Here is a 17,435-nt window from a genome sequence, read left to right as displayed (position 1 = left end):
TTAGCTGTACAATCTTCTCGGACATGGTTTGCTGTCTCCTTTCGAATGGTGGTGTCGCAACTTCATTCTACCAGAGATCTGCAAACCATGTCTTTTTTTGTTTTTGCGAAACTTATTCTACCTGACCCTCTTAAAATACTACGACATTTACTTCCACTTTTTCAGTGCAATGATAACCAGCAAACGATCTGCAAACTCCTCACAAAATATGAATGAGTCCGAATGTTACCATCGTCATGATAGATGCTGCAATACAGACACCCAGGAAAATAGCGGGAATGGCCTTTAACCGCATGTCCAACACCGCCGCTGCCAGGGCCACGGGATAGTCCAGCCATAGGGCAGACCACCCCGCAGCTCAACAATCGGCGCCAGGGAAATCAGAAATGTGGCAATCAGTCTACCGAATGTTGTGGATGTAAGCCAGGTGATCATATTAGGTCTTTCCGCCTTGTCTGGTTTAGTTTTTTTCTCGTTTCACAATATTGTTTGCGCTTTTAAAAATACTCTCTGCGGGAATCACTCCCCGGACAGACGACAAGGGATAGACACTCGTTCCGCGACCAAGCACTGTTCCCGGATTCAATACGCTGTTGCATCCAACCTCCACAAAGTCCCCCAGCATGGCGCCGAACTTTTTCAGGCCTGTAGGAATCTCTGTGTGGCCATCTTTTACAACTACCAGCGTCTTGTCACTCTTGACATTGGAGGTAATAGAGCCGGCCCCCATATGCGCTCGGTATCCCAATATGGAATCTCCTACGTAATTGTAGTGCGGGACTTGTACGTTATCAAACAGAATGACATTTTTCAGTTCCACAGAGTTCCCTACGACGCAGTTCGCTCCTACCAGTGCGTTTCCTCGAATAAATGCACAATGCCGTATCTCTGCATCCTCACAAATAATACAGGGCCCTGTGATACTGGCTGTGGGTGCAACACGTGCGGATTTTGCAATCCAGACAAATTCATCTGGATGGTCAAATACTTCCGTGGGCAGCTGTGGCCCCAGTTTTTTCAAAAAATCGCCGATTTGCGGAAGCACCTGCCATGGATACTCTGTGGCTTCAAACAATGCTCCAGCCAGTGTGTGGGAAAGATCAAACAAATCTGGATTCTGATACATACAATTCCCCTTCTTTTATCGCCGTTATCTTTTTTGATTCACATATTCAGCCATAGACTGACAGGCAAAATCTCGCAGCATATGTTCCATCTTCCGGCGGCATGCTCCAATACCATAATAATGGATCAGCGCATCCCGTTTGCTGAGTTTGAGTCTGGGCTGCTGAGGATCAATTTCCCGCGGATGCAAATAAAATACCACCGGATGCCCCTCACGGTTGACTTGCTTTGCAAACATATGAATAAACGGATAGGGCAGTGCCCGAAAATAGAATCCCCCCGAAAACGGGATATTCATCCCGGGCACCCGTACCGTAGAAGGCGGAATCTCCAGCAAGTTTGTTGCCTCCGGATGATACTGAACGGCCGGAAACGGAAATCTAGGTGCACCGCTGATTCCATACAGAAAATTTTTGAAGGGGAAAATGCTGCTGTCATACACAAACCCCTCCTCTTGCAAGATTGCAAGGGCCCAAAGAGACTCCTCCGTAATGGACCAAGATGGTGCCCGGTACCCTAACACCGCTTTCCCAGTAATATCCTCCAAGAGTTTTTTGCTCCGCTGGATATCTTCCCGAAAGGCCTCGGGTGACTGCTTATAGACCAACTGATGCCCATATCCATGACTTGCGACCTCATGTCCGGCCTGTGCAATCTTTCTTACCAAATTCGGGTGCTGTTCTGCCACAAATCCGAGGACAAAAAACGTTGCTGTGGCATTGTTTCGTTCCAGTGCCTCCAAATATACTTCTGTGTTCTCTTCCACTGTAGATTTCACTGCCGCATCATTTTGGAAAAGACCATCTTCATAATTTGCGTGGAACCAGTCCTCAGTGTCAATTGTAAAAATATTTTTCATACGCATCTCTTATATTACATCATAGTCGCCCATCGTAAAGAACCAATTCTTCACATCGCAGACGCCTTTTTCTTCCAGTGACTGATCAAACAACCGCAAAATCAGCGGAAATGGCTGCGGTTCAAATCTCTTCGGGCAACGGAAAAAGCCAAGCTTTTTCAAAACCGCAGATTCCTGGGTATGTCCAAACATCAGACAGCCAGCCAGACTTGCCCCTTGGTTTTGCATCTCATGCAGGAGCTTCCGCAAAAGCCGCTCGGCAGCTTCCGCATAACCATCGGCAAACAGGAAATCCGCCAACATGGCACACTGCATCCCGGCTACCTCCATGATCCGTCCCACCGCAAAGCAGACAGGCCGGCCATGCTCCACGGCCAGATAGGGGAAATAGGTCCTACGGGGCATATCCAGATAGCGGAACCGGACAAATGCGCCGTCCCGGATGTTCATTACCGGGTATTTCCCCTTCACCGCATTCCAGAATTCATCTACCAATTCCAGCCGCTCTTTCGTAACCGGTAAAATTTCAAGTGCTCCCTCTTTCACGCTTTCTTTGATTCGGAAAAAAGGATCGGTAGGCTTTCCAAAAACGGAGAGAACTTTACTGTGCAAAAACTCTTCCACCATCTGGGATGGGCGCAATGGACGCAGCAGGAGGGGGATTTGACCGAGTTCTTTAAAATTCAGTTTCTTGATAAAGCCGGGATAGGAATTCGGATTTGGCATCCCATAGCAAAAAGCATGCCCAAGTTCCTCTTCTCTACGGTATGTTTCTTCCGCAAGGCCAGTAAAAATACCTTGTCCCCGATACTTCTTTCCGGTGAGAGTATTGAGTGAGTTGGAACTTTGCCGCAGTTGCCCATGGATCAAAAAGCGCATGGGCCAGACCACATACTGTCCCGCCAGCGCACCATCCTGCGCATCCACCGCCAAATCGATCAGGGCATCACCCGCCGGGTTTTTAAAATACTGATATCGCAAGAAATCCTCATTGGCAATGTCATTGTCTAGTCCATACTGCTCCTGTGCCATGGATAATATCGCCGGAAAATCATCTGTCGAAAATGCTTTATGCTTCCACATACTTTCTTCCCTCAATCCATAATTCATCCATGCGTAGCAATCATCACACCGCAGACAATCACCAATACTCCAACCCACCGGGTAATTGATATACTCTCTTTGAATACAAGCATGGACGCAAGTAATACCAGCGGGAATGCCAGCGCCTGGATCGGATAGGCAAAACTGATTGGCACCTTGCTTAAAATATAGAGCCAAAGCCCAGTTGTAGCTGCATACAAGCACAGCGCACAAAATACCACCGGAGAAAAGAACAGCCGAATAATGTCCACAATCCCAGTAATCGATTTCCCACTGGAACCATACTTAAACAGCATCTGTCCTGTGGCCATCAAAGCGGTGTTTAGCAAACACAAAAGTGTCATCTTCATGATGGTTATTTCTCCTTTTCTAACTCCCGTACCCGTTGTTCCAACAATGCCACAACTTGCGCCAACTGCTTATTTTTCTCATTCAGCTTAGAGACAATGGCAGTGAGTGACATCAAGATCATAATTACACAGAAGAAAATCAACGAGAACAGTGCATTTGTCGGCTCATAAATGCCGATCAATGCAGCAAACCAATCCAAAAGATGCGGAAATACAGCCAACACCAGCATCAAAATGCCAGAAAATATCCAGAGGAGTGTATATTTTAAATGTAAACTCCTCTTTTTCAGCAGCAGGAGCAACAGTACAAAGTATACCGCCACTGCGAAAAGCATCACAATTTGAAGTGTCCTACTGATCATTTTTTGCCTCCCTTCCGTACATAAGACGGAACAAGATCAAAGCCAGGGAGACCTTGATCATATAATACACCGAACGAACCGGGTTAATCGAACTGACTCCCCCCTGACGCTCCCGCATTTGGACAGGCACTTCCACAATTTTCGCCCCAGCAAGTCCCGCCGCTAAAATTGCCTCTGGTTCGGGATAGTCTTGTGCATAATCGGCAGCAAATCGCTCAATCATGCTCCGGTTTACCGCCCGCATACCACTGGTCACATCCCGAACCTTTACACCACAGAGAAGATGAATCAGTCCACTGAGAAAATTAATCCCCAGCCGGCGCAGACCGGTTGACTGAAATCCCTCCTTTTCAAGGAAACGCGAGCCAATGACCACATCGGCTTCCCCGCGCTCAATCGGTGCAATTAGATCCTGCAAATACTGCGCATCGTGCTGGCCGTCACCATCAAATTGGATAGCAATATCATAGCCATACTCCAACGCATAGCGGTAGCCCGTCTGTACACCACCACCGATCCCGAGATTGATGGGGAGGTCCAGATAGTTGGCTTCTGCTTGTCTGAGCACGCTCTTTGTCTTGTCGGTAGAACAGTCATTGATCACCAGATACTGGATGCTCTCCGGCCCGCTCTTCTGAATATCTCTTATGGTTTTCAGAATATTTTGCTCCTCATTGTAGGCGGGAACGATTACTAAAACTTTCATATGACCTCAAGCTTATCATCTATTGTACCATCTCTGGCACTTGATATTTTGTAATACGGATGCTGTTGATGGAAAATTCTGTCCCGCGGAATCCACATGGAACGATCATCAGGCTGGAAACATTATCATCGATATATACAGTCTGTTTCCCATTGAGTGACGTGCGCGGAAATCTGCCATAGACATCATCTTCCGATATTTCAGGTGTATGGCTTCCAGTCCAATACACCGTACAATAATCGTATAGATATCCTCCCGGCATATCCAATTCCACTTTGGTAATTACAGAATTTTCACTCAAAGAAGCCTGCGATTCTGGAACTTGGACATGCAAAATCGGAGTTTCGTCCCATATTCCCTGATATGTGGTATCACCAATTTGTTCCACATTGTCTACGCGCCACAACAATCGATCCGAAATAAGCTCCTGGCTTTCTAACACAGGAAAGGACTCCACCTGTGAGGACGAGACGTCATACGTGCGGGCAAGTCGGTAATTTGACATCTCTGTCCCCACGCTCCACGAAAAAATATAAACACTGTACAGAAGAATAATGGAAAACACGATACTAAATGCCCAATAAGCATATCGAAAGATCAGATCTATATAGGCAATACTCTTTTGCTCATATACTTGAATATCTGTATCGCTTTTCTTTTTTCTGATTTTAAAAACAACTTTCTGTACTATCACCCCAAATAGTATCAAAACACAGGGAATGGACGGATACACATAACGTGCAAGTCCATGATAAGGCAGGCACATCAATGTGAATAAGAGAGGTACACAACCTATCAAAAGTACTTCTTTTTTACTTTTTCGAATATATACGGGAATCAATGCGATGGTTGGCACAATCAGAAGAGGGTGGATCAACCGGAACATGCTCAGTATCTTGTATGGATGCACCAGGTTCTCATCCCAGAAATCATACCACATAAAGTTGAAAAATCCAAATACCCGCCATTTCCAGTAAAGTGTTTCACTCAGCGCTTTATTCTGGGAAATCAGCGAATCAATATCCACCCCATTTGTACTGCTCATGTCCAGGAAATAGGGCTGTGCCCCCCAGATTTGTGGTCCAACGCCAGCCTCTGTAAGCAACCAAAATTGATGAAAATCCAACCAATTTCGTATCCAAAGAGGCACTAAAAAGGCCAGTGCAACGATTATCACTATGCCACAGCATCGGATTCTCTTTTTTAGTGGTAAGGCTGTTGCATATATCAACAGGAAAAATATTTCTACTGCCAAAAAAGGAAGTGCCTGCGCACGTACCATAACCGCTGCCATCAATACAGCCGTTATGCCCGCAACATAAAAATATGGATGCCGAATACTTTCCATACGTCGCATAAATCGGACCATTCCATAAATTGCCGCAGTTAAAAGCGCTGTAAATAAATTTTCTGTTAATAAAATATCCAGATTATATAGAAATGCTGGATAAATTGCTGCAACGGCCGTCACAAAAACAGAAACAAAAAATGATATACCAATCTCTTTCAGCAACAAATAGATAAGACAAAGTACCGCAAAGCTTAGAAATACCTGTACCATATATGCAAAAGGCAACGCATCATTTATGATATAAACCATCGCCAAAAAAATGGGATATCCAGGCATAACATTACTTGCAGGAGAAATCGCAACCTCTCCACGATACATAGCGCCGTCTTGATCATTGGCAAGTACGCCGTATTTTATAAGATTTCTAGCAGCATAATCATAAGCGGCACTATCTGAACTATCTGCGATTGGTCTATTAAAGTCTGTTACATAAACTCTCAAAATTAATCCCATTAATAAAATTAGGATCAAAAATATAGTTTTTTTATTAAAATACACAGAACGATTGTCCTGTATTTCACAATTCACAGTATCACACTCTCTATTCCACGATGGCATAAATTTGCCATGGGTCAATTGAATCTTCATAGACCAACTCAATGGCCCCAGTGCTTACTAACTCCTCCGGTACTCTAACAGATGTGAAAATATATTTTATTCCAAGCTTATTTGCCGTCTCCAAATTAATATAAATTATTCTGTTTGTACCATCGACCTTTTCACTCTTTTCATAATCGTATATTTCGACTCGATTTTCTCCAACTGTCAAGCGCATATCAATATGGGCATACTGATTCCAGTAGTGCTCGTATTCATGATTCGGATCAATTGTCTCCATCATGGTCCAATCCGGATAATAGTAGGTTCCGCTGACACGAGCTACGCCCTGTGCGCTTACCAGATTCGAAATCGTCGGACTTCCACTGACCATCCACCGCCCGGGGTCCTCTGCATTGAGCTGCCGAATGGCCTGCATGGTTGTCTTTTCAAACATAGAGTCCGTACCGCAGGTAATCGGATCAATCCAAACTGTAGAAAAGACATTCAGTGCAACGAGCAGGGACATAAAGTAAGTGCAGGAGCGTCTCCCCCCTCGCAAAAGCAGATATGCCATATAGCAAAGGAGGGTTACAATACAGACAAAAAATACGGTGCCAAACCGAACCGCACAAAAATAGCTAAATATGTTCTCACAGTTGGACCCTACAGATAATAGGAAGAGCCACAGCGCGCCACAGATTACCAACGCCTTTCGTGTACAAATCCCCTGTATCTCCTCTTCCAGCATGGGGACCAGTGATATCAGAGTAAGTGTATAGCCGATCCCACACGCAATCATCATCCGACTGGGATAACTCATGGACAGCAGTGTGATTTGATTGATGATCGGCATTTCTGGGAGCCAAGCTATCAGTGCCAACAAGGTTGATATGCCACACAATAGGGCCGGCAAGAGCACTTTTTTCTGACGGGGTACGATCAGCCAGATAATCAGAGGGACCGTAATAATGCCAAATGAATAGAATTGACTGATTTCACACGAGTTGGAAAAGTCCGGATGCCGAATAAAGGCAGTAAATGGGTTGATCAGTTGGTAGAGCGGATACTCTGCTGGGAGAGAAATCCACGCTCTTGTTGCTCCTGGATAAACCGTATCCAGCATAGTTTGAATTGCCGGTCCAGACATCAGCCAGAAGCGCACCAGTAGCCCCGCAAACGGAAGGGCAACCAACACATAGGTGCACAGGCGTCGGGGCGCAAAGGGATGCTTGTCCCAGTTTCTCCATATAATCCAGATTACAACCCCCAACAGCACATAAGCCACCGGGACTTGGCAGGCCGGATAAATTGTCAGTATATAACAAGTTAAGAAGTAAAATACACCAACAATCGACAGTCCTCGGAGCACTCTTCTCTCTGCTTGGAAGTATGCATAATAGCACGCCACTGCAAAAAAGCCAAACGTATATAATTCCGTGGTGGACTGAGACAGCCACCACCGAATCGCAGGTGCGAATGTGAAAATCATCGCCCCGTAAAATCCATATCGGTTCCGTCCCGTTAGGATACGGCAAAGCTCAAATGCAGACATAAAGAGTGTAATAATCTTCCACCACCAGTAAAATGCAAACGCATTCGCTGCCGGCAAGAACAAAAATCCCAGCAAAGATGGCCGGAATAGGATGATCGGATCTTTTACTGGTGAAAATGCGGATACAATCATATCCGCCCCGTCCATCATCAGCTTATCGTTGTAATAAGGAAGATCGTCACCACCATTTACCTGCGCAAAATAATAGGGCTTCTCTGTTGCCCACTCATCTCCACGAATTCCCTGCGGAATTCCCAGCAGAGTGCTGCACTGGTACTCTTCCGTATTTCCCAGCAGCATTCCGTCGTAAAAGCCCAAGGAAGAACCGGTGTATTCCCCGCAGGTCATAAGGACAAGAAGCAGCGTTGCCAGGAGATACCGGTAACGTACGGTTCTCTCCCCTCCCAGCAGCAGGCATAGCATTCCAACAAAAACCAAAATAAAGAAAAAGCCTGCACGCAGCAATGAAAAACTGTTTCCTGCGCTGAAGTACCGGGTCATCGTGTCCATTCCCAAAAAAACAGCCGCACGATATAGGATTTTTAACAGCACTCCATCTATCACAAGGGCAATACATGCTGCGGAAACTGCACACACACCTACTCCCAACACTGCACGTTTGCAATCATTCGGGATGTGCACATATACCCACAAATCATGCCCCAATTGATATAGTTTCCTAAAAATTTTAGCAAAGCCTCTGGCCAAAATATCAATCCATGTCAGCACACACGCAAGCGCTACCACCGCAGCAAGGGTAGTGACTGTTTTCAGAGAGATTCTTGCAGTTACTGCCTGTGTCAAATCGGTATCCGCGGCAATGAATCCATCTGTTCCTGTGACTGTGTATACAACTGCGCCGTCTTTTTCTTCGCTATTTATAATATCATTTCGGACTTCAAACCAGTTAAAAATATCGGAGGAATCAAAACAATATTCCTCAAATAAGGTCGGCTGGACCGTAATGTAAAACAAAGTCATCGTTCCGGGAGATGTTCCAAAATCCAAACGGATCCGATTCATCCCTTCCTTTGGAACCGGGATAAAAACCGTCTGTCTCCCCGCACTTAAAGGAACAGCTTCGGACATATGGGTATCATCAAAGCGATACTCGCCCACCATTCCATTGTCATAAAACAAATTGATACTTGTTGCAATATCCGATTGCATATCAATCGCAACATGAGGCTCCCAGCTCTGTATATAGAACATGAAGCCTACTGCAACCAAAATGATGAATATAATTGCACGTTTCCAAATTTTCATCGTTTTATCCACTGTACAAACGCCTTTGCCAGCCCGCAAATTCCTTTGCTTGCGAGTATGACCCGCGCCTTTTGCAGTCTCCTCTTCCATTTAGACGGTTTCTTTATTTTCCCATTGCTTTCAACACCAAGTAACTCCTGGTAAATCTTATTCGACTTCGCAAACGGGTCGTCATACAAAAACATCACATCGTAGTTTTCCCGGTACGCCTCACGCACCTCACGCTTTACTTCTTCTCCTGAATAGTAATTCGCGTAGCTCCATGGCGTTTTCGAGATATGATCTGCGTCGTTTTGATTGTGCTCGGCCGCATACTTTGCATAGAGTTCACGAAATAGTTGCCCTTCCTCAGGAAGCCATTTATCCATGCAATTTTCCGCACTGGCGCCAAATCCGGAGAAATGGATGAAGCGCAGCGGATCTCCCTCAATATAGTATCCGCCGTCATCCCGCGTAATATTGCAATTCATAAGCGACCAGGGCGCAAAGTCATATCCATGATGTTTGAAAATCTTAGCATCAAAAAAGCTTGGAACAAGATCAAACCATTTTTGGTCGGTAAAAATTCCTCTTTGGATGTCATCATAGCAAAAGAGGTACAGTCTTTCCGCCCACCAATCAACGCACTTTCTTCCTTCGTCGCTGCGTTTAATGCCCAAAAATCCGAGGTTATATACGCCATGTGCGGTACTGGAAAGCTCCATATCAATGTTACCCGGTTTGAGCAGGTGCGGACAAAGAACAATCGGATATTGATCCAACATCTCTCTCAGCTCAACAAAATCACTATACACATAAGTGTCCGGATCCAGATACACAAATTTATCTTCTTCCGTAAAGCGATCCATCAGGTACCGAAAAAACTGCCCCTTTACCGCTGTAGAAGCTTCCACGATGCTATGCTTAAAAATGAAACGGTCAAAATTTCCTTCCCAAGCATCTTTCGCTAAAACAATGTGATCAAAGCACTCATTTGGTATCGCATTTGAAATTTCTCTTTCTACCAGGCACAGCACCATAGTTGCATCCGGAATGTTTCTTTTTACCGACTGTGCCAAAGTTCTTGCTTTGTGCACGTAATTAGCACACACAGAAGTAAATATAATCATGCGTATAAACTCCGTTTTATTTTAAAATGAATTTTTTGATCCAATATTTTAAGAATGGATTTTTTCTCAGTCGTTCCAGTATCCCCAGGCTCTCCTGATATGCACGGTTCAGAAAAAGCTGCTCGATCAGCGCATCACGCAAAATAATCGCATACTCATCTTTATATTTTTCATACAACCGTGGATGCTGCAAATAAATGTTTCGGTAAGTCTCTTGCACAACTGCTGCACTTTCTTGGAACTTCGTAGTTCGAGATCTGGGCTTAATCCGGTAGTGGAAGAATGTTTCCGGTAACTGCTCTACCTCTCTCCCGAGCTCCAGCAGCGAAAGCCAGAAGTCGTAGTCCTCCATTCCATGCTCCATATTTGTCCGAAATCCCCCGACACTTTCCCAATCCTCTTTTCGAAATAGGGCTGTGACAAATATAACATTGTCGAGCAGCATGGAGCGCAAGGAATATTCCGGAAGCTCCCATGGTCCGCTCTTTTCGCCGAACAAATCCGCATGGCAATAGACGATCCCAATATTTTCTTTTTCTTCCATCACCTGAACCGCCCGTTCAATATAACACGGCTCAATCAGGTCATCTGCATCTACGGGCAAAATATATTTTCCCGTAGCAATCTCGATTCCGGCATTTCTTGCACCTGCCGGACGCAACCTCTCCGTATGGAGCAGCTTCACATTCCCCTGTTTTTCCAGTTCTTCAAGTATGCTCACGGTCTTGGGATCATCAGATCCATCATCAATGACAATCAATTCAATGTTAGTGTAAGATTGACCAAATACAGATGCAACCGCATCTGTTATATATTCCCCGTCATTATAGCAGGGCATGATTACGCTAACTTTTTCCACTTAATTCAACCCTTAACCTTCTATTTTTCTCTTCATAAGAATCTTTGCCGCAGATTTCCACCGATGGTCACATAGTTCTCCCTTTAAATATTCCAATGCAGAATTTATCTGCTGTAATTGTTGCTCAGTCTCTTTCAGCCGTTGTTCCTTTTCTGCAATCTGTGATCTCAGTTTTTGGGCAGTCTCCTCTGCTTGCGCCCGCTCCTCCTGCAATTGCTGGTCTATTTCCGCTGCGTGCGCTTCCACCGTTTCAGTCCGCATAAGAAGCTGCTGATTTTCAGCACGGACCGCCTCACACTGTCTCTCTGCATTTAGACGTTTTTCCCGTTCCGCGTTTCTCTCGCACTCTATTTGAAAGTAGCCAGTCGTCCAATCCAAAATCTCGCACTTAAATTGGATTTGGATACATGTTCTGTTTGAGGTACTGCCCTCTACCAGGAATTGGGGATCGTAGGTGGAAAATACAGCCTTATTTTCATCCCAGGATCGTGCATTGATCGGTCTTACCGATAGCTCCTCCAGTCGAACATCAGATATACTGCATGCATTTCCTTCCAGTGGATCCCATCTGATTTGTTTTGCCTGTGCAATCCTGTCTGACTGAAACTCGACACACCATGTGCCGTCCTTATTTTGAGCCGCACTTTTCAATACTTCGGCATGGCCGGCCTCATCAAATAGAAAAAGCTGGCTCCAAAGAAACTGCTTGGCCTCTTCCTCTTTAATGCTTTCATCCAGGTCGATATGATATACGGCTCTTTGCTGAGATGCAAAATCTTGCATACCAACATACTCTGAAATAAAGTGGTGTTCCCACTGTTCAAAAACTTCCAGCTCCGGCTCGCCTACTTCTAAGAAATCTCTTACCGCCGCTTCTGTAACGATTGGCCGAAACAGCGCATGGTCTCTTAGCTGCTGCAATACTCTCCAAAGAGCATACTCCCCCGGAACCGCACAGGAGAAGACCCATTCATTGTCAATGACAGTCCATTGATCCGGTCCACAAAAAAAGTTGTCCGTGTTCAAATCAATATTTACTTTTTCTGTCCAATGCAGCTGTCTTTGGGGCTCAACAGGGCCAAACGCTTCCAAGAATTTTGGATCTACAGGTTGTTTTGAAAGGTCACCCCTGTACAAATACGTTTTTAAAATTTGGAGTGTATCCCAGAAGGCATCGACTTTCCCCTGCTCGGCTTGTTCACTCAGGAGACTCGTCAAACTCTGCTCATGCAGCAGCGAATACCTTAAGATACCATCTTCATATTTTGATTGGACGGTACAAATCGGTCCCTGATCCTGGATTGGCGTTTCCATCCGTTGAAGATGTTTATTGGCATCTGGATAAAGTGCTCGTTTCTCTACAATTTCCTTCTGCTGATAGATCTGTGTACAGATTGCAAATTTCTTTTTTCGATTGCTGCTAATTTTAACATAGTCCGGTCCGTTCATTTCTTGGCATGCCTTGTTTCCCAGCTCCACCAAGAATGAATTGTTAAAAACTCCAGCAATTTTGTTTTCCATCAAAGCTTTTCTGACAATTTCCTTATCAAACAGCTCAATTCGAGGCATATCATAGGGTACATCCGTGGTTTTCGGCTCTATTTCATCCACCGTAGAATCAGAAAAAATTTCGGTTGGGAACTTATAGTCCGGATACGGATAATACCACCGCAACACATCCAACCCCACGCATTCGAAAAGATTGGAAAGTTCTTTGCGCGAAAAAGTACGTATTTTATTTTGCCCAGGATATCCGTTTATCCCCTCAAAAACTCGGCCCAAATGATCTTCGGGTGCGCCGTTGATATATTTAAGACCAAATTGATTTTCTATGGCAAGTAAAATCTTCCCCTCAGGCTTCAAAAGAGACTTCATATAGCTCAAAAATTGTGTATATGGGTTTTCCGTATCTTTTCCCATGATCCCACCGGCATACTCCAATACACCATTGATGATCACATAGTCAAAGCGCTTTTCAAACTCCACACGCAGTACATTTCCGACAATGACTTCCAGGTTGTCCGCATCCACGTAGCGTTGAAAAAGGATCTTGGCTCTTCGCATGGTTAATTCGCATGAGGTCACATGTTTCCCCCGCCGGATCAATAGTCCGGTCAGCGCGCCACAGCCAGCTCCAATCTCCAGAATGGTACTGTTAGACTCAAACGGGTACCAGTTCAATATGTTCTCTCGTTGTGGAGAAAAGTGATAAAATACAGCCCAGCGGGGATCCATACCAAGCGTCTCATCACGCTTGCAAACACGTGTATAGATCTCATCTTCAATATCGCCATCAGAATAGAGGGCGTCTTCCTGGCTCTGATAATATTTCGTATTGAAAACCGCCATAGCTTTTCTCCTTACTGCTGCGCAATCCTTACCTTTGAATCAATGTCAAAAAAACCATTGGTTATTTTTGCTCCGAGTGTTTGTATGCAAAGGACATCATACAAACGGTGCAATACACGCAGTTCGCCCTGCCCGTCAAATTTTGTACACCCAAGAGATAGAAAAAGAGGATAATTCTGAAATGGAAACTTCTGTTGAAAGGAAACGGTCACCGTCTGGCCCGGCTTTACGGTCCCGGTATCGACATTTTCCTGCATGGTATTTGTTCCGGCAACCTCCAGCCCAGACATATCTTTGAAGGTAATCGCATAAATCGGGTTTTGAATCTCAGCGTGGAAGAGCACCTTCATTTTAATTGTATACACGCTGTTTCTGTTATAAATGGTGGCCAAGTTTCCACTTTCATCAAAAATCCCGAAATCCGTAATTTCTGCTTGCCGGTCACCATACTCCAATATTTTCTCATTCAAAGCGTATTGTGTCTTCCAGCAGATAGATTCCCGCTCTTCTTCCGGCATTGCCTCCTCAGAATGGGGTTGGTTTTGCTGCTTTTCAACCGCCAGAATCTGCTTGTATTCGTCAATAACCTCTTTGGGTGCGCCATCACAGACCATACGGCCCTTATCCAGTAAAATCGCTCTGTCGCAATACTTAATGATGCTTGACTGATCGTGGCTGACGAATAAAATCGTCTTTCCCTGTTTTTTGAAATCCTCAATTTTTTTATAGCACTTTAATTGGAAAAAGACATCTCCTACAGCAAGGGCCTCATCGATAATCAAAATTTCCGGATCCACACTGATTGCCACGGCAAATGCAAGCCGGACAAACATACCCGAAGAGTAAATTTTGACCGGCTGATTTATAAAATCTCCGATATCGGCAAACTCAATAATTTCCGGGAGTTTGCGCTGCATTTCCTCCCGGCTGTACCCCATAATCGATCCGTTTAAATATATATTTTCATATCCAGTATACTCTGGATTAAATCCCGCACCCAGCTCCAGCAACGCGGAAACTCTTCCTTGAACATGGACAGATCCTTCCGTAGGGGTCAAAACACCGGTTAATATCTTCAGCAGTGTGGATTTTCCAGAGCCGTTCTTTCCAACTATACCAACACATTCCCCTTTGTGCATGGAGAAGGTAATTCCTTGCAGCGCATAAAAATCTTTATGGTAAGAACGCCCTCCCGGTCTCATTGCCTCAAGAAGTCTGTCAACTTTCCGTGAATACAGTGCATACTTTTTCGTTATATTTTCGCATTGGATCATACATGTCATTTCTTCCATGCCAAACTCCTATATTACATCCGCAAAATGAGGTCTCATCTTGCGGAACATCAGGGCTCCCGCCAAGAAAATTATCCCTGTCACAATCCAGAAGTAAAGACTTGTCCCTATTCTCTGATAAAATGGCACGCCATAGATAAAGGAGTCCCGATATCCTCTGGTAATATAAAACATTGGATTCAATTTTAAAATCATCATCAGGGCGCGAGGAATGTTATCTTCACTGTAGAAAATGGGGGTAAGCCAAAAACCAACCTGCAGTACGACCTGCACGATTTGTGTCATATCCCGAAAGAACAGGGTAATGCTCGATGTCAAAAAACCCAGTCCCAGCGTGAGTACGCACATCGCAAACATATAGTACAAGCTCTGGAGCCAGATGAGCCGCACCGGATTTCCATACAAAATGTTCATCAAAAATAAAAACACCAGGAAAAACAGGTGCAAAAACAATCCAGACAGGACTTTCACAACCGGCAATACGCTTGTTCGGAAATTCATCTTCTTCACCAGATAGGAGTATTCCGCCAAGCAGGCGCTTGAATATATGACAGTTTCGGAAAAATAGATCCAACTTATATATGCCGGTGTAAACCACAAGATAAAGGGAACATTGTCCACAGGCGGATTCTTGAATCCAACCTCAAATACAAACCAGTATACCAATATGGAAACAAGCGGTTGCACAAATGCCCAAAACGCACCAAACACAGAGTTCGAAAATCTGGCCTTAAAATCATTTACAGCAATATCCCAGATCATCCTGCGTCGTTCAAATACATCTGAACAAAATTCCCGAAAATATTGCAATAGAATCATAGTGCGTCTATTTCCCCCAGATATTCGTATAATGCAGTTCGCCAATCTGGAAGCGGCGTCCATCCCAGTGCATCGCTCGCACTCTTGCTGAGTCGTGAATTATGCGGCCGAACTGCTTTTGTTGGATACGCGTCACTTGCAATCGGAATAACAGATACACTCCGGTTGGCGATATGGAAAATCTCCCGGGCAAATTCCGCCCACGAACAAATTCCAGAATTGGTCAAATGATAGATCCCATAGTTTTTACTGTTGATTATATCACATATCGCTTGTGCTGCATGCCTGGTATAGGTTGGCGATCCAACCTGGTCATCGACGACACGGATGGTCTGATGTTGCTCCGCCAGTCTCAGCATTGTCTTTACAAAATTGTTCCCATGCTCTCCGAAAACCCACGAAATGCGCACAATGAAATATTGCTCCAGAAGTTCCTGTACCGCCAGTTCGCCCTCCAGCTTTGACTTTCCATAAACATTCAGCGGGCCTTTGGGATCGTCGACCTCATAGAACTGTTCTCCCGTTCCAGGAAACACATAGTCGGTGGAAATATAGAGCATTTTTGCATGTAGTTTCTGACACGCTTGTGCGATATTGCGCGTACCATTCCCATTGACCGCGAAAGCCTTTTCCGCTTCCTCTTCCGCCTGATCCACTTTTGTATAGGCCGCACAATGGATCACCATGTCCGGTTTATACGCCATAACAAAATCCAAGACCGCTTGTGGGTCTGTAATGTCCATTTCTTTCGAGGACACCCCGCAATTTTCAACCCCACGAGCGGTCAGTTCCCTGCACACATCATAGCCAAGCTGGCCACTGGCACCAGTTACCAATACTTTCATTTTTCCCTCACACTAAATTTCGCTTTCCAAGCTCTACAAATTTGCAAAACAGCCATTCCGGCATATGGCACGCAACGATTTCAAACAGAGAGGGCAGCTGACTGAATTTACGGTATCTCCAAACCAGCATCGCTCCACCGCGATGATTCCAGTTTCTCTGCCGCGCCTCCAGCCAGCACAGCCGCGCCTCAATTTCCTTTTTCATCTTGGCACAACAAGGAAAATTCTCCTTTAGCCAAGCCATGCGGCAATATGCGGCATCAATCCGAACTCTTCCGTAACTGGCTTTATCGTAAACGCCAGCCAGCAATCCGGTTTGGTTCCCACCGTGAATCCGGTAGCGGATCAGCGGCTTTTCTACGGAAATAATCGCACCTTGCTCTGCGCACCAGAGTGCTAAATAATGGTCATGTACCATATAGGGACAAAAAGGTACTGCACGTTTCCCCAATTTTGCCTGGAGCAACATGGTACATCCCGTTACAAAATTATGCGTCAGCAGCCCTGCCGCCAATTCCTTACCCGAATGAAATACATGATGCTTTCGAACCTTGGTAATGCTGTCGGCTATCTGCGCTCCTTTTCCATCAATGATATACATATCTGAGCAGGACAGCAGCGCTCCGCTTTCGCTCATCGCTCTTTCTAATATCTCCAGCTTTTCCGGCAACCACACATCGTCCTGATCGCAATAGGCAAAGTAGTCTCCCTCTGCCTCCTGCGTTAACCGCTCAAATGTCCGGTTGGAACCCAAGTTCTTCTCATTGCGCTGAACCACGTATGGAAACGCCGAAATACACTCCTGCAAACAGGACTGTATTTCTTCATACGGCACCGTCGGAGAGCAGTCGTCCCGAACGTACAGCATCAGATTCGGATAGGTCTGTGCATTCAGGGAACATAACTGCTCCCGCAGCCAGTCCATTCGCGGCTCATAAACGGCCATC

At 45.1% G+C, this 17,435-nt stretch carries 15 protein-coding genes; all 15 read right to left on the bottom strand.

Annotated features, from left to right (window positions below):
• Nucleotides 1-460: 460 nt before the first annotated feature.
• From INF37_RS14685 to INF37_RS14615, 15 genes are read right to left on the bottom strand one after another with little or no spacing between them, the layout of a single operon-like run.
• A complete protein-coding gene (locus INF37_RS14685; protein ID WP_193539164.1) occupies nt 461-1,126 on the bottom strand; it encodes an acyltransferase in 666 nt (221 codons plus the stop codon).
• A 24-nt stretch (nt 1,127-1,150) separates the two neighbouring features.
• Nucleotides 1,151-1,984 carry an XrtA system polysaccharide deacetylase gene (locus INF37_RS14680; RefSeq protein ID WP_193539162.1) on the bottom strand — a complete coding sequence of 278 codons (834 nt, stop codon included), beginning with the start codon at nt 1,982-1,984 and terminating at the stop codon, nt 1,151-1,153.
• Between the two features lie 9 nt (nt 1,985-1,993).
• Nucleotides 1,994-3,067, bottom strand: a complete 1,074-nt coding sequence (locus INF37_RS14675) for a GNAT family N-acetyltransferase (RefSeq protein ID WP_193539160.1) — start codon at nt 3,065-3,067, stop codon at nt 1,994-1,996.
• 23 nt (nt 3,068-3,090) lie between these two features.
• On the bottom strand, nt 3,091-3,438 hold the full coding sequence (locus INF37_RS14670; protein ID WP_193539158.1) for an EamA family transporter: 348 nt from the start codon (nt 3,436-3,438) through the stop codon (nt 3,091-3,093).
• 5 nt (nt 3,439-3,443) lie between these two features.
• Nucleotides 3,444-3,800: a DUF2304 domain-containing protein gene (locus INF37_RS14665; protein WP_193539156.1), complete on the bottom strand. Its 357-nt coding sequence runs from the start codon at nt 3,798-3,800 to the stop codon at nt 3,444-3,446.
• A complete protein-coding gene (locus INF37_RS14660; RefSeq protein ID WP_193539154.1) occupies nt 3,790-4,506 on the bottom strand; it encodes a glycosyltransferase family 2 protein in 717 nt (238 codons plus the stop codon). The genes INF37_RS14665 and INF37_RS14660 overlap by 11 nt, the downstream gene beginning before the upstream one ends.
• A 19-nt stretch (nt 4,507-4,525) precedes the next feature.
• The gene (locus tag INF37_RS14655) at nt 4,526-6,445 is read right to left on the bottom strand and encodes a glycosyltransferase family protein (RefSeq protein WP_193539152.1); all 1,920 of its coding nucleotides are present in this window, start codon (nt 6,443-6,445) and stop codon (nt 4,526-4,528) included.
• Nucleotides 6,399-9,305, bottom strand: coding sequence for a DUF7657 domain-containing protein (locus INF37_RS14650; protein WP_193539150.1), 2,907 nt, complete (start codon nt 9,303-9,305; stop codon nt 6,399-6,401). The genes INF37_RS14655 and INF37_RS14650 overlap by 47 nt, the downstream gene beginning before the upstream one ends.
• On the bottom strand, nt 9,212-10,324 hold the full coding sequence (locus INF37_RS14645; RefSeq protein ID WP_193539149.1) for a glycosyltransferase family protein: 1,113 nt from the start codon (nt 10,322-10,324) through the stop codon (nt 9,212-9,214). The genes INF37_RS14650 and INF37_RS14645 overlap by 94 nt, the downstream gene beginning before the upstream one ends.
• Nucleotides 10,325-10,340: 16 nt before the next feature.
• Nucleotides 10,341-11,183 carry a glycosyltransferase family A protein gene (locus INF37_RS14640; RefSeq protein WP_328821093.1) on the bottom strand — a complete coding sequence of 281 codons (843 nt, stop codon included), beginning with the start codon at nt 11,181-11,183 and terminating at the stop codon, nt 10,341-10,343.
• A 12-nt stretch (nt 11,184-11,195) separates the two neighbouring features.
• Entirely contained in the window at nt 11,196-13,532 is a 2,337-nt protein-coding gene (locus INF37_RS14635; RefSeq protein ID WP_193539147.1) for a class I SAM-dependent methyltransferase, read from the bottom strand.
• Between the two features lie 11 nt (nt 13,533-13,543).
• Complete coding sequence (locus INF37_RS14630; protein ID WP_193539145.1) at nt 13,544-14,824, bottom strand: ABC transporter ATP-binding protein; 1,281 nt, start codon at nt 14,822-14,824, stop codon at nt 13,544-13,546.
• A gap of 9 nt (nt 14,825-14,833) precedes the next feature.
• On the bottom strand, nt 14,834-15,643 hold the full coding sequence (locus INF37_RS14625) for an ABC transporter permease (protein WP_180956786.1): 810 nt from the start codon (nt 15,641-15,643) through the stop codon (nt 14,834-14,836).
• Entirely contained in the window at nt 15,640-16,488 is an 849-nt protein-coding gene (gene rfbD, locus INF37_RS14620) for a dTDP-4-dehydrorhamnose reductase (protein ID WP_101692184.1), read from the bottom strand. Before rfbD ends, INF37_RS14625 begins: the two co-directional genes overlap by 4 nt.
• A 7-nt stretch (nt 16,489-16,495) precedes the next feature.
• On the bottom strand, nt 16,496-17,413 hold the full coding sequence (locus INF37_RS14615; RefSeq protein WP_193539143.1) for a glycosyltransferase: 918 nt from the start codon (nt 17,411-17,413) through the stop codon (nt 16,496-16,498).
• Nucleotides 17,414-17,435 lie beyond the last annotated feature (22 nt).

It is taken from the genome of Pseudoflavonifractor gallinarum (assembly GCF_014982855.1).
In the GTDB taxonomy this organism is placed as follows: domain Bacteria; phylum Bacillota; class Clostridia; order Oscillospirales; family Oscillospiraceae; genus Pseudoflavonifractor_A; species Pseudoflavonifractor_A gallinarum.
Note: the sequence above shows the minus strand (reverse complement) of the source record. Positions and strands in the feature narration are given on the sequence as shown.